The sequence below is a fragment of the Anaeromonas frigoriresistens genome (assembly GCF_016820655.1).
Lineage (GTDB): Bacteria > Bacillota > Clostridia > Tissierellales > SIT17 > Anaeromonas > Anaeromonas frigoriresistens.
Window position 1 is genome coordinate 24,732 of record NZ_WSFT01000031.1, and the last position, 13,714, is coordinate 38,445.

Below are 13,714 nucleotides of genomic sequence, written 5' to 3' on the forward strand. Positions count from 1 at the left end.
GGTTCTAAATTACTAAAAGCTTCTCTATTAAAAGATGGTATCTAATCAATAGAACTAACTTATTTTCATCTAGACTTTATTATCCATAGCCCTAACAGGCTATTAGCGATAACTTAAGGCTGGCAGCTCAACCTTTTAAAATTATATATTTAAATTTGCACTTCTCTTTTTATGCCGAAGCTTGAGAATATCTTTAAGCTTTTGGCTTTTTTAATTCTATTAATTTCTTTACTATGAAGCTCTAAAAATATATCAAAATTCTCTAAACATTTCTTCCTATCAGTTATTTCTAAGTCTTTTTTACTATTCATAATCAAAAATGCACTATATAAATCCCTTTGAACTTTATTATTATTTATATCTTTCCATCTATTACTTAGAGACACTTTATTGCACTCATCAGAGTGGTGGTCGTATTGACTGGCTTTAAATGTCCAAGGATTAATATACTTTATTTCTTTCCCTATATATCCTAGCTTCCTATTTAAAACTTCGAAGAATTTACTCGGGGCTTTACTTCCTATAGACTTTCCAAACCTTTTCTTTCTCTTAAACCTACCGGTCTTTTCATTAACTTTTGTTTCTCTAGCCTTCTTCGCTAGAGCCTTAAAATCCGTTTTCTCTACATAGATGTCTGTTCCTAGGCTAAGTAAATAACTGGCTAATATGTTATGCTCTATCTTCCTAATATCACTTAATTTCCTATATAATTCTTTCAGTTTAAATAACTCTTTTATATAGTTTTGAGACCTAACCCATTTATCCTTACTACCTTTCTTTATTGTGCTATCTGGATTGAATTTATTAGGGTTAGTCGCTCTCCGAGACCTATCTAATTTCCTTTGACTTCTTCTAATTTCTTTATCTAAGTTATCCACCGAAGGTGCTAATTCCTGGAGTCCAACTTCTTTATCACAGCTATAGGCTATACTCCTTAAGGATGGATCGATTCCAACTCGGCTATCGCCGTATTTTTGCTTAAAATCTCCCTTATTATCTCTCTTGGAAGGAGGGGTTCCCTCGATGACTAGTTGTATATAATATTTATATTTACCTTTAACTACTTTTCTAACTATCCTGCAATACTTTATCTTATTCTGTAGGGCTTCATGGGCGTAGATATCATTTCTTCTTATTCTTACAGGGATAGCTAATCTTAGCCACTCAAGAGTATTATCTCTAAATCTTATTCCAGAGGTATTGTTTTTACCTTCCAAGGAATCTAGCTGACCATATTTCTTAAAGGATACTTTCTTTCCATCTCCAAAAATTATATTCTCCATAGACTTCCAGGCCCTAGTTGCTATTTTTTGAGCTGTATTTATATCTAAACAATCAAATTGTCTTTTCATCGGTACAATATAACTATGTAGGTCGTACTCAGTAAGTTTGGATTCTTTTCTTAGCTCATTTAATTTTGTTATTATTATTTTTCTTTCTTTATTTAACTTCTTTTCTTTTTTATTATCTTTATTGTTATTAATCTTCTTATTTATATCAATTAATTCTTTCATTAACTCTTTATATTTTCTACTTCTTTTGAGATGATTATATCTTTTTAGGGCTTCGCCCAAAGTAGCATTATACATTTGCCTGCCTATTTCTAATCTTTTATTTAATATATCTTCTTGATATTTCTCTGTTTCTAACCTTAATTCTAATATGTATGACGGCCTTTTGTTTTTCTTTTTCAATATAATCACCTCCTAAAGGAGTGGGCTTCCTTGCGCTATAAATTCTGTGAACCTTTATTCATTTAATATGAACTTAAGTTCATATTAATATATTTTTAATATTTTGTCAATATGACATGGGAAAACCAGTGAGGATTTATATGATTTTTTATGTCATCCTGAGCATCGGGAAGGATCTTGTTTTTAAGACTCTTCGACAGGCTCAGAGTGACAAAGATATAAGCAATGATAGACAAAGGTAAATCTTTTATTAATATAATACAACAAATCTATGATACCTAAAGAGAATCATAGATTTCTTGTATTTTTTCTATATCAAAATCTTTGTCTGTTATTTTATATTCTTTACGAAGTTCTTCACCCTTATATTCTAATGAGGTTGTCTTATAAATAATATTAACATTTATCTTATCTATGACTATATATAAAACTTCACTTCTACCTTTATTACTTAAATTTACTCTAAGATGCTTATTATCTTCTGCAACTAATCTGTAAGATCTTTCTTTTAATTTTACATTATTTAGATATGATATTAATTCTTCTATTTTTTCTTGGTCTTCTGTACTTCTTTCTCCTTCATCTCCCTTTATCTCCATATATGTAAAGACATCATTTTCTACATATTTATTAAATACTATCTCTTCAAAAGTTCCCCTTTCTAGATAAGTATTTAGTACAAGTAATATAACAACAATTGCTACTATAGCTAATAAAATAATATATATTTTTTTCATAAGCTCCCCCTATACTCTCTTTGTTAAATTATACCATATTTTGTTTTGATGTTTAATTACTCTGTTCAATTTATAAGTATAAAAATTCTTCAGACTCTTCACTTCGTTCTGAGTGACAAAAAAATCAACAATAATAAGACATCATAAAAATAACCGGGGATTTCTCCCCGGTTATTTCATCATCTCCTTAGTGACCTGCAATATTTCTACTCCTGTATAGTAATGCTTTAATATTTCTTTATAGTTACTACCTTTTTCAGCCATTCCGTTGGCTCCCCATTGACTCATTCCTACTCCGTGGCCATTTCCTATGGTTTGTATAATTATTTCATTATCCTTTGGTATTACTGTGATAGTGAAGTTTGTTGATTTAAATCCGAATAGAGTTCTTAGGTCTCTTCCACTCATTACTACATTATCAATTCTAATCTTACTTATTCTACCGGTACTAGTCTTTTCTATTAAGTCTATTTTATCTTCAATATTGTCTTTAGTAATATTTATTGTTGGATATTTTTCTTTTAATTTTGAGATGAACTTATCTATTGATATTTTAAAGTTATCTCTAATACTGGGGGATTCTCCTTCATAGGGACTCTCTACCGGTCTTAAATATGGCTTAGCTGATGAAAATACTTCCTCAGAAGCTTCTGTCATTCCTCCACTGGAAGAGTGGAATAATGGTTCTGTTATTATTTTCCCTTCATAGGTAAGGATCTCTCCTTTTGTATCCTTCACGGCTTGTTCTATCTTTCCCCAATACTTGTCATACCACTCCTGAGAATGTAGCTCCAGTAATTTATCCTTAGAATACCACACTTGACAATGGATAGTATTACATAAGGGGGCATTAGGATGTTCAGGGTGACCTTCTTTATATTGTATCATTCTAGAGATTGCATAGGTTCTAGCTGCTACTGATTGAGACTTTAATGCCTCAACTTCAAATTCTGCAGGCATTTCTCCTGCTACTACTCCTTTAATGTACTCCTCTAAAGTCATATTTATTACTTTTTTTGTTTCTTTATCGTATATATCTACAGTCAATTCCTTTGAATCTACTATGTCTTGATTCTTTACATCAGTGATTTCTTTTATTTCTTTTATTTCCTTCTCTTCTATTTCCCCATTCCAAGTAGCTAGAATGATAATAGGAAATATTAGTGTTATCAACAGTATGAAGCCTATTAATGCTAATAATGATCTCATTTAATCCCCCATTTCTCCTTTTAGTTAATAGTCTAAAGTTTTCTCTAGCTTTATTCTTATCAATACATATATATAAGATATGACATTAGTAAGAGATATATGATTGAAAATTTAGAATTATTTCCCCGGAAAATAGTGTCATATTTCCTGGGAAATTGTAATGGGAAATATTTTACTGTCGAGGGATGTTGATGAAAAATAAGAACAGTAAAAAAGTAGAGGATTAAAATCCTCTACTTTTTAGTCTTCTACTCTTCTAATCTTAGCACCTAACTTAGTAAGTTTTTCTTCTATATCAGAATACCCTCTATCAATATGATGTATTTGATTTACTTCAGTAATATCATCAGATATAAGTCCAGTTAAGATTAATGCTGCTCCGGCTCTTAGGTCTGTTGCTTTTACCGGTGCACCCATAAGGTTATTAGTCCCTGTTACTATGGCAGATCTACCGTCTATTTTAATATCTGCTCCCATTCTTCTTAATTCATTTACGTGCATGAATCTATTTTCGAAGATAGTCTCTATTATAACGCTAGTTCCTTCAGCCATGCTCATTAATGCCATTACCTGGGATTGCATATCCGTTGGGAATCCTGGATAAGGTAGTGTTTTGACATCTACGGCTTTAATAACTTCTGGTCCTATAACTCTTAATGAATTATTCGCTACCTCTTCAAACTTTATACCTGCTTCTTTAAGTTTAGAGATTATTGATTTAACGTGATCTATTTCCACGTTTTCTATTGTAATATCTCCACCAGTCATTGCAGCTGCTGTCATATATGTTCCAGCTTCAATCCTGTCTGGTATGATAGTGTGTTCACAACTACTTAACTTCTCTACTCCATTAATTCTCATTGTATTAGTTCCGGCGCCTTTTATATCAGCACCCATTTTGTTTAAGAAATTGGCCAAGTCTACTATCTCTGGTTCTTGAGCTACATTTTCGAGTATTGTCTCTCCTTCTGCCATACTAGCTGCCATCATAATATTTTCTGTAGCCCCAACACTTGGGAAGTCTAGATAAATTCTATTTCCTTTTAATTGATCAACTTTTGCTTCTACATATCCATGACCTACTTCAATCTCTGCTCCTAAGGCTTTAAAACCTTTTAAGTGAAGATCTATAGGACGGGTACCTATAGCACACCCTCCTGGCATGGATATTCTAGCTTTTCCTAGTCTTGCTAGTAATGGTCCCATCACTAGGAATGATGCTCTCATTTTATTCATTAATTCATAAGGTGCTTCTACATTATTTATATTTGCTGAGTTTATATCATAGGATTCTTTATTTTTCTTTTCTACTTCAGCTCCTAATGACCTTAACACTTCTGTCATTACATTTACATCTCTTAAATTTGGTACTTCTTTAAGTTCACATGTATCAGTTGATAATAGCGTCGCTGCCATTATTGGTAATGCGGAGTTCTTTGCTCCACTGATTCTAACTGTCCCCTTTAACGGAGGACTCTTTTCTACTATGAGTTTTGGCACTTAAATTTCCTCCTTGTAATACTTATTGTATATTTAGTTTTGGAATTTTTCGGTTGTTAATATTATCATTTTTTTAATTTCTAGTTTTTTTTGGAATGATTAGTATCCATGATCTATTATTGGTGTGGCAATCCAGATATAAGTTTTATCCTCAGTATAATTATGTCTCATAGCAATATTTAAATTCATCTTATTATTACCTGTATAGATATGATTATCTATATTTGGTGAATAAGCGGAAATGCTTATAATATCTGGTTGAGTATATTCTTCTACTTTTTTTGCTCCTACTCTTACCATTATCTCTGAGACTATATCGATTTTTTCATTATTTTCTATATCACCATCAAATGTACCAACAATACAAGTGTTTATTTTTGGATTCATTTCCATGTTGTTAAAAATAGTTTTTATATTACTTTGAATTTTATCATATTCTTCCAGTTTCTCTGATGTTATGTCAACTATTAATTCAGTCTTATTTAGATTACTATATTTATCAATATATGTCAAAAGAATTATTGTGACAGAACTGTTATTTTTATCCTTGCCAGATATTATCAGTTTTCTCTGATCTTCTTCTTCAATAAAATCCATAGTATATATAGGTTTATTTTCATCCAACATATCCTGTTGATAATTTTCATATTCAAGTTCTCCTTGAATGTTGAATTTATCAAGTAAGCCTTGTCCTACTTTTTTAATTTCGTTTTCTTTTAAATACTCTTGAGATATCTGATCTCTAGCATTTATTCTAACCTGTAGTAATTCTGATTCTGATACTTTAAATGCACTTACCACTGGTTTTGATAGATTATCCCTTATTCCTTGGGATACTGTATAATTTGAAAATGCCAGCATTGCTATTAATCCTATTGATACAATTAACCTTTTACCCTTCATTGTTATTCCTCCCTAAAATATAAATAGGGAAGAGCAAGATCAGTGGTAAAAATGTTAAAGGGGGACAAAAACATTTTTACTGTCTAGTACTCTTCCCTTACAATAAACAGTATTGACAATTTATCTTGTCCTTTATACATTAGTTTATTAAAATTTTTAAGGAAAGAGTAAAATTTTCAATGTCCCTTCTTATTCAGTAATTTACCCGGTTAAAGAAATTAATAACAGTTTTATTTATCAATACTTTGGGTATTGATGATAAATTTAAAAATTTTTTTTAATTTATCAAACTTTTCAGGAAATTAATATGAATTTTACCAACTAACATTTCAATACTTCAATTATACTAAAAATACTGTATACTTGTCTATTACTTAAACCTGCTATGTTTCGTCAATTTACTGCTTAATTCGACATTTATTTGATATCTTGGAACAAATACTATTTTAATCCTATTTTTCTATATAATATATAAGGCTAATGTCCTATATATTATATCATTCGAACCATGATTTCCCATAGGAGAGGTGAGACAATAAAAAAGGCTTCCAAATTGGAAGCCTTTTTTGTCGAATCTGTGAAAAGTGATACAGAAGAACTGTCCCTCTGTCTCACTATCCTCTTTTTGCTACGTTAATTCTATTAATTGCTTTTCTTAGAGCTATTTCTGCTCTGTCGTAGTCTATATTTTTATCTTTTTTCTTTAATTTTTCTTCTGCTCTTTGCTTTGCTAATTCTGCTCGATTTAAGTCTATTTCATCTGGCCATTCTGCTGCATCTGTGACTATTGTGGTCTTAGTTTCTGTTATATCTAAGTATCCTTCTGCAACAGCGGCTATTCTATATTCCCCATTTTGTTTAATTTTTACCCTTCCGATGGCAAGGGGAGTTACTAATGGTATATGATTTCTAAGGACACCTATATCTCCTTCTAAACCTCTTACTACTACCTTTTCCACCTCGTCTTCAAAGAACTTTCTATCTGGGGTTACTATTTCGAGGGTAAGTGTTGAAGCCATTCTATCACCTCGCCTATTATTCTTCTTCTTTCATTTTCTTAGCTTTTTCTACTGCTTCATCTATTGTACCTACAAATAGGAATGCTGATTCTGGAAGTTCATCATGCTTTCCTTCAAGGATTTCTTTAAATCCTCTTATTGTTTCTTTTATAGTTACATATTTTCCTGGCATTCCTGTAAACTGCTCAGCTACGTTAAATGGCTGAGATAGGAAACGCTGAATTCTTCTTGCTCTTGCTACAGTAAGTTTATCTTCTTCTGATAACTCATCCATACCAAGGATTGCAATAATATCTTGTAATTCTTTATATTTTTGAAGTTGCTCCTGCACTTGACGGGCCACTTCATAGTGTTCTTCTCCTACTATAGCAGGGTCTAGTATTCTTGAAGTGGAATCTAGTGGATCCACTGCAGGGTAAATACCTAACTCTGATATTGAACGGGATAAAACTGTTGTCGCATCAAGATGGGCGAAGGTTGTTGCAGGAGCCGGGTCAGTTAAGTCGTCGGCTGGCACATATACTGCCTGAACTGATGTGATTGAACCCTTTTTAGTTGATGTGATTCTCTCCTGTAATTGTCCCATCTCTGTTGCTAATGTAGGCTGATAACCAACGGCACTTGGCATACGTCCAAGTAATGCTGAAACCTCTGATCCTGCCTGAGTAAATCTAAATATATTATCTATGAATAGAAGTACGTCCTGACCAGCTTCATCTCTGAAGTGCTCTGCCATTGTAAGTCCTGTAAGAGCAACTCTCATTCTAGCTCCAGGAGGCTCATTCATCTGTCCAAATACTAGGGATGTCTTATCTATTACTCCTGAATCCTTCATTTCATAGTATAAGTCATTTCCTTCTCTTGTTCTTTCTCCAACGCCGGCAAATACTGATAATCCACCATGCTCTGTAGCTATGTTATTTATAAGTTCCTGGATAAGAACTGTCTTTCCAACTCCAGCACCACCGAATAGTCCTACTTTACCACCCTTTGCATAAGGAGCGATAAGGTCTACTACTTTGATTCCTGTCTCAAATATCTCTGTTGCTGTCTCTTGCTCATCAAAAGGTGGAGCTTGCCTATGGATTGCAGCTTTAGTTCCTTCTGTAACATCTTCTTTTCCATCTATTGCATCACCAGTAACATTAAACATTCTTCCAAGAGTTGTTTCTCCTACTGGTACTGTTATTGGTGCACCGGTATCTATTGCATCCATTCCTCTAACAAATCCATCGGTTGAATCCATTGATATACATCTAACAATATCATCTCCGATATGTTGAGCAACCTCTGCTACTACTTTGCCGTTTTTGCCTTCTATATCAATGGCATTGTATAGATTAGGAAGATTATCTTCATCAAATCTGATATCCAGTACAGGACCGATTATCTGAACTATCTTTCCTATGTTATTTTCAGCCATCTATTTCAACTCCTTTTCATTTAGTTCCTATTTTAGAGCTTCTGCTCCACCTACTATCTCTGCAATTTCTTGAGTGATGGCAGCTTGACGAGCTCTATTGTAGTCTAGAGTTAAGTCATCAATTATTTCTTCTGCATTCTCTGTGGCAGATTCCATAGCAACTCTTCTAGCTCCTTGCTCACTGGCAGAAGACTCTATCATTGCTCCATATATTACACTCTTAACATATTTAGGAATGAGATAGTCTAGTACTTCCTCTGGGGAAGGTTCATACTCTGTTAATGAATTTTTCACATCTGATTTATTCTCTTTTATTTCTTCCGCAGGAAGAAGCTTCATTATTGTAGGTTCATGGGATATTGTGCTTTTAAACTGGGTATAGGCGATATTTACTTCGTCCACTTCTCCATCTTTATATAGCTTTAATGCTATATTAGCTATCTGAGTTGCATCCATAAATGTAGGTTCTTCAGATATTCCAGTGAAGCTTCCTTTAACATCATAGTCTCTTCTTTTAAAGTGACTTTTACCCTTTAAGCCTATAGTGATCATTTTAGCTTGATCTTTATTATCTATTTGCTCTTCTACTTTTTTGATTATATTAACGTTATATCCACCACATAATCCTCTATCAGAAGTTACTATAATATAGCATTTATTCTTAACTTCTCTATTTTCAAGCATTGGATGACTAACACCTCTACTTGAGGCTAGTATATCCTGGATGCTTCTTAAAACTGTAAGAAAATATGGTTCAGTTTTTTCTAGTCTTCTTCTAGATTTTTTTAATTTTGCAGAAGATACAAGCTCCATAGCCTTAGTAATTTGCTTTGTATTACCTACACTTTTGATTCGCCTCTTTATATCCTGCATACTCTCTTGAGCCATCGAATCACCTCTACTTTCTATGAGGACATATTATATAGTCTTCTTAAAGTCTTTCTTAAACTCTTCTATTGCTTCTTTAAGTTCTTTTTCTGCACTTTCTTCAAGGTTTCCATTTTCTAATATAGATTTACCTACTTCTGGATGATTATTATCCATATATTTATAGAACTCTGTTTCGAATTCTTTAATTTTATCTACAGGAATATCCTTTAGATATTTTTTAGTTACAGCATATAGGATCATTGTCTGATGCTCTACATTTACTGGTTGATATTGAGGCTGCTTTAGAATCTCCATGATTCTTTCCCCTTGAGCTAGGGTTGCTTGAGTCTCTTTATCTAAGTCTGATCCGAACTGAGCAAAGGATTGAAGTTCTCTATACTGAGCTAGCTCTAGTTTAAGTGTTCCTGATACCTTTTTCATTGCTTTTATCTGAGCATCTCCACCAACACGGGATACTGAAAGACCAGCATTTACCGCCGGACGTTGTCCTGAGAAGAATAGATCTGACTCAAGGAATATCTGTCCATCTGTTATTGAGATAACATTTGTTGGGATATATGCAGAGATATCTCCTGCTTGAGTTTCTATTATTGGAAGGGCCGTCATAGATCCTCCACCATATTCTTCATTAAGTCTTGCTGCTCTCTCAAGAAGTCTTGAGTGTAGATAGAATACGTCTCCAGGATATGCTTCTCTTCCCGGTGGTCTTCTAAGTAGTAAACTCATTGTACGGTAAGCAACCGCATGTTTTGATAAATCATCATATATTATAAGGACGTCTTTACCATTTTGCATAAATTCTTCACCCATAGCTGCTCCTGCATATGGTGCGATATATTGTAATGGTGCAAGTTCACTGGCTGTTGCTGATACTATGATTGTATAATCCATAGCTCCTCTTTTCTCTAAAGTTTCAACTATTCCAGCAACTGTAGATTTCTTTTGTCCTATTGCTACATATATACATATAACATCTTGGTCCTTTTGATTAAGTATTGTATCTATTCCGATAGCAGTCTTACCAGTCTGTCTATCTCCAATTATAAGCTCTCTTTGTCCACGACCAATTGGTATCATTGAGTCTATTGCTTTTATACCAGTTTGTAATGGTACAGAAACTGACTTTCTTGTTATAACTCCTGATGCCTTTTGCTCTATAGGTCTATATTTATCTGATGTTATAGGTCCCTTTCCATCAATTGCTTGACCTAGGGCATTTACTACTCTACCTACCATTTGGTCACCAACAGGAACCTCTACTATTCTTTCTGTTCTCTTAACTGTATCTCCCTCTTTGATATTCTCATCAGGTCCTAGAAGAACGCAACCTACATTGTCTTCCTCTAAGTTTAGGGCCATACCAAATACATCTCCAGGGAACTCTAGAAGCTCTCCTGCCATGCAATTCTCTAGTCCATGAACTCTGGCGATACCATCTCCAACCTCCAGGACAGTACCGATATCTTCTACATGGATTCTTTTTTCATATCTTTTTATCTGCTCTTTTATAATTGAACTTATCTCTTCTGGTCTTAGGTTCATGAGTTCTTCACCTCTTTCTTAGTTACTCTTACACTTTGAAGGTTCTTTCCAAGCATCTCTAACTGTTTCCTAATACTTTCATCGATTACTTTATCTTTAATCTTTACTAGTACTCCACCAATTATGTCCTTATCTACTATGTTTACAAGATTAACCTTCTTATCAAGCTTTTTAGAGAGCTTCTCTTGTAATTTAAGCTTTGCATCTTCATTCATCTCTACAGCTGTGTAAGCTTGTGCATCTACTATATTAAATTTCTCATTATATAGATTCACATATTCATCGCTTATATCTTGAAGACTTTTTTCTCTATCCTTATCAATAAGGATATATAATAGATTTGATATTTCTTCAGAAACTCTGTCTTTAAATATAGAGTCTATTATATCTCTTTTTTCTGTTTTACTAACTTTCGGATGTTGTATGATAGTATATAGTTTTGGCTCCTCTTTAAAAGCTTGTGCTATAAACACAATTTCATCTCTGAAATCCTCTAGCTTTTCTAATTCAACTCCTACTTCAAACAACGCTTGAGCATATCTTTTGCCTATTAACTCTGCCATTTACTTTCCCCTACCTCGTTAATAAACTCATTTATCATTTCATTATGAACATTTTCATCTAGGTTCTTATCTATAACTTTAGAAGCCACCATCATAGATAATGTAACAACCTCTGTCTTAAATTCATGCATAGCTTTTTCTTTTTGTCTTTCTATTTCAGTATTAGCTTTTTTAATTATGCTTTCAGATTCATTTTTAGCTTCGGCAATAATGTTTTGTCTTATTTCTTCTCCACGTTTTCTTGCCGCCTGTATTATTTCTTGCCCCTCTTTTTTAGCTTCATCTATTTTATTCTGATATTCTTGCTTTAAAGCTACTGCATCTTTTTTATCTTCCTCAGCTTTACTTAAATCATCTGCTATTTTTTCTTTTCTTTCATTTAAAATCTTTATAACAGGTTCAAATAAAAAATGTTTTAACACAAGGAAAATTACTAGGGTAGCTAACAATTGTAAAATGACCGAAGGCCATTCTGGTAAAACCCTTACATCAAATTGCATTGATTTTATGCCTCCTCTCTTTAATCCTACCTAGAAGTCAAATTTAAGAGAGATGGGCATTCCCACCTCTCTTTAAAATTTATTAGCCAAGTAGTGGTTGAACAAATAATAAGATAATTGCAATAACTAGACCATAGATACCTGTAGTCTCTGCAACTGCCTGACCTAAAATCATTGTTCTTATTACATCACCTTGTGCCTCTGGCTGTCTACCAACTGCCTCTGCTGCTTTACCTGCTGCATATCCCTGTCCAATACCAGGACCGATACCTGCTATCATTGCAAGTCCTGCACCTATTGCTGATGCTGCTAATATTAATTCTCTTCCTGTAATAGCTGTTTGTGGATCCATTATAAAATTCCTCCTCTTTTTTACGTTAAAATTTTAATATATTAATTATAAATAAATATTACTTTTAAACTATGTTAAAAATGGGTTTGCAAACATTAATATTATAGCAATTATCAAGGAATATATCCCTGTAGTCTGTGCTACTGCTTGCCCCAGGATCATTGTTCTAACAATAGTTGATTGATAATTGGGTCTTTTTCCAACAGCTTCTGTTGCCTTTCCAGCTGCATACCCCTGTCCTATAGCAGGCCCAATTCCACCTATCATTGAAAGTCCTGCACCTATTGCTGATGCTGATATTATAAGTCCTACTCCTGTAACTGTTATTAATGGATTTGAGAATAATAATATCAACGCTATAACCAATGCTAATATACCAGAGGTTTCAGCTACTGCTGCTCCTAAAAGCATAACGAAGGTTATCTGTCTACTGTTTTCGGGGGTCTTTCCTACTGCTTCTGCTGCCTTACCGGCTGCATATCCTTGGCCTATCCCAGGGCCTATACCAGCTATCATTGCAGCTCCTATACCTATAGCCGAACCTGCTAGTATTAAGTCCTTTGTTTCAAAAGTTAATAGCCAATTTATAAAATCTAATATAAAATTTCCTGTTCCTCCCAAACTCTGTTTCCTCCTTCCTCATATTTACTATACTTATTCTAATATCCTACATGGTTTATTCCATAGCCATTGATACGAAAACCATCGTAAGCATAATAAATATAAATGTTTGAATAAGACCTGCAAATAAATCAAAGTAAACATGCAATGCTGGGGTAACTATTGGTGCTATCCATCCTAATGCACCGTATAACAGTCCCATAATTATTACTCCACTAAGTATGTTACCGAATAAACGGAAGGATAGTGATACTGGGTTTGCCAACTCACCTATTACATTTAATGGAGCTAAGAAAGGAATTGGTTCAAAGAAACTTTTAGTATATCCTCCTAATCCCTTTGACTTTATACCATAGTATTGAGTCATAAAGAATGTAATAAGTGCTAATGCTAATGGTACGTTGTAGTCTGAAGTGGGTGGTTTAAACCCAAGCAAACCAAAAAGATTTGCCACTGCAAGATAAATAGCTAATGTACCTATGTAGGGAACAAATCCCAAGTTCTTATCTCCCATAGTACTTTTAACTAGTGACTGTACTCCTTCAACTGACATTTCAATTACATTGATTAAACCTGAAGGCTTCTCAGCAGCATTTACTTTCTTAAGCTTTCTGTTTACTACTATAGCAAATATAGAGAGCAAAATAACTATAATCCATGAATTTATTATGGTTGAGGGAATAAAAATCTCATTACCAAATAAAGTGAGTGTCATTTCAATATTCAAGCTATTGACCTCCTTTCTTTTACGCTATATATA

The 13,714-nt window shown here is 33.4% G+C and carries 14 protein-coding genes; all 14 read right to left on the reverse strand.

The annotated features are described in order from the left end of the window. Positions 1 to 149: 149 nt before the first annotated feature. The gene (locus GOQ27_RS07565; RefSeq protein WP_203366241.1) at positions 150 to 1,694 is read right to left on the reverse strand and encodes a transposase; all 1,545 of its coding nucleotides are present in this window, start codon (positions 1,692 to 1,694) and stop codon (positions 150 to 152) included. A gap of 278 nt (positions 1,695 to 1,972) precedes the next feature. Then, positions 1,973 to 2,431, reverse strand: coding sequence for a hypothetical protein (locus tag GOQ27_RS07570; protein WP_203366242.1), 459 nt, complete (start codon positions 2,429 to 2,431; stop codon positions 1,973 to 1,975). A gap of 171 nt (positions 2,432 to 2,602) precedes the next feature. Then, complete coding sequence (gene spoIID / locus GOQ27_RS07575; protein WP_203366243.1) at positions 2,603 to 3,640, reverse strand: stage II sporulation protein D; 1,038 nt, start codon at positions 3,638 to 3,640, stop codon at positions 2,603 to 2,605. Between the two features lie 240 nt (positions 3,641 to 3,880). Continuing rightward, the gene (gene murA, locus GOQ27_RS07580) at positions 3,881 to 5,140 is read right to left on the reverse strand and encodes a UDP-N-acetylglucosamine 1-carboxyvinyltransferase (RefSeq protein ID WP_203366244.1); all 1,260 of its coding nucleotides are present in this window, start codon (positions 5,138 to 5,140) and stop codon (positions 3,881 to 3,883) included. A gap of 99 nt (positions 5,141 to 5,239) precedes the next feature. Next, positions 5,240 to 6,043: a YwmB family TATA-box binding protein gene (locus tag GOQ27_RS07585; protein ID WP_203366245.1), complete on the reverse strand. Its 804-nt coding sequence runs from the start codon at positions 6,041 to 6,043 to the stop codon at positions 5,240 to 5,242. Positions 6,044 to 6,657: 614 nt separating this feature from the next. Next, positions 6,658 to 7,062, reverse strand: coding sequence for a F0F1 ATP synthase subunit epsilon (locus GOQ27_RS07590; RefSeq protein WP_203366246.1), 405 nt, complete (start codon positions 7,060 to 7,062; stop codon positions 6,658 to 6,660). Positions 7,063 to 7,078: 16 nt separating this feature from the next. Then, the gene (atpD, locus tag GOQ27_RS07595) at positions 7,079 to 8,485 is read right to left on the reverse strand and encodes a F0F1 ATP synthase subunit beta (protein WP_203366247.1); all 1,407 of its coding nucleotides are present in this window, start codon (positions 8,483 to 8,485) and stop codon (positions 7,079 to 7,081) included. Between the two features lie 27 nt (positions 8,486 to 8,512). Continuing rightward, a complete protein-coding gene (atpG, locus tag GOQ27_RS07600) occupies positions 8,513 to 9,373 on the reverse strand; it encodes an ATP synthase F1 subunit gamma (RefSeq protein ID WP_203366248.1) in 861 nt (286 codons plus the stop codon). A gap of 30 nt (positions 9,374 to 9,403) precedes the next feature. After that, positions 9,404 to 10,918: a F0F1 ATP synthase subunit alpha gene (gene atpA, locus GOQ27_RS07605; RefSeq protein WP_203366249.1), complete on the reverse strand. Its 1,515-nt coding sequence runs from the start codon at positions 10,916 to 10,918 to the stop codon at positions 9,404 to 9,406. Next, on the reverse strand, positions 10,915 to 11,481 hold the full coding sequence (locus tag GOQ27_RS07610) for a F0F1 ATP synthase subunit delta (protein ID WP_203366250.1): 567 nt from the start codon (positions 11,479 to 11,481) through the stop codon (positions 10,915 to 10,917). The genes atpA and GOQ27_RS07610 overlap by 4 nt, the downstream gene beginning before the upstream one ends. Continuing rightward, the gene (locus GOQ27_RS07615) at positions 11,469 to 11,981 is read right to left on the reverse strand and encodes a F0F1 ATP synthase subunit B (RefSeq protein WP_203366251.1); all 513 of its coding nucleotides are present in this window, start codon (positions 11,979 to 11,981) and stop codon (positions 11,469 to 11,471) included. Before GOQ27_RS07615 ends, GOQ27_RS07610 begins: the two co-directional genes overlap by 13 nt. 82 nt (positions 11,982 to 12,063) lie before the next feature. Then, positions 12,064 to 12,333 (reverse strand): ATP synthase F0 subunit C, encoded by a 270-nt coding sequence (gene atpE, locus GOQ27_RS07620; protein WP_203366252.1) that lies wholly within the window; start codon positions 12,331 to 12,333, stop codon positions 12,064 to 12,066. Between the two features lie 69 nt (positions 12,334 to 12,402). Beyond that, positions 12,403 to 12,954: an ATP synthase F0 subunit C gene (atpE, locus tag GOQ27_RS07625; RefSeq protein WP_203366253.1), complete on the reverse strand. Its 552-nt coding sequence runs from the start codon at positions 12,952 to 12,954 to the stop codon at positions 12,403 to 12,405. A 55-nt stretch (positions 12,955 to 13,009) separates the two neighbouring features. After that, the gene (gene atpB, locus GOQ27_RS07630; protein WP_252187778.1) at positions 13,010 to 13,681 is read right to left on the reverse strand and encodes a F0F1 ATP synthase subunit A; all 672 of its coding nucleotides are present in this window, start codon (positions 13,679 to 13,681) and stop codon (positions 13,010 to 13,012) included. Between the last annotated feature and the right edge of the window lie 33 nt (positions 13,682 to 13,714).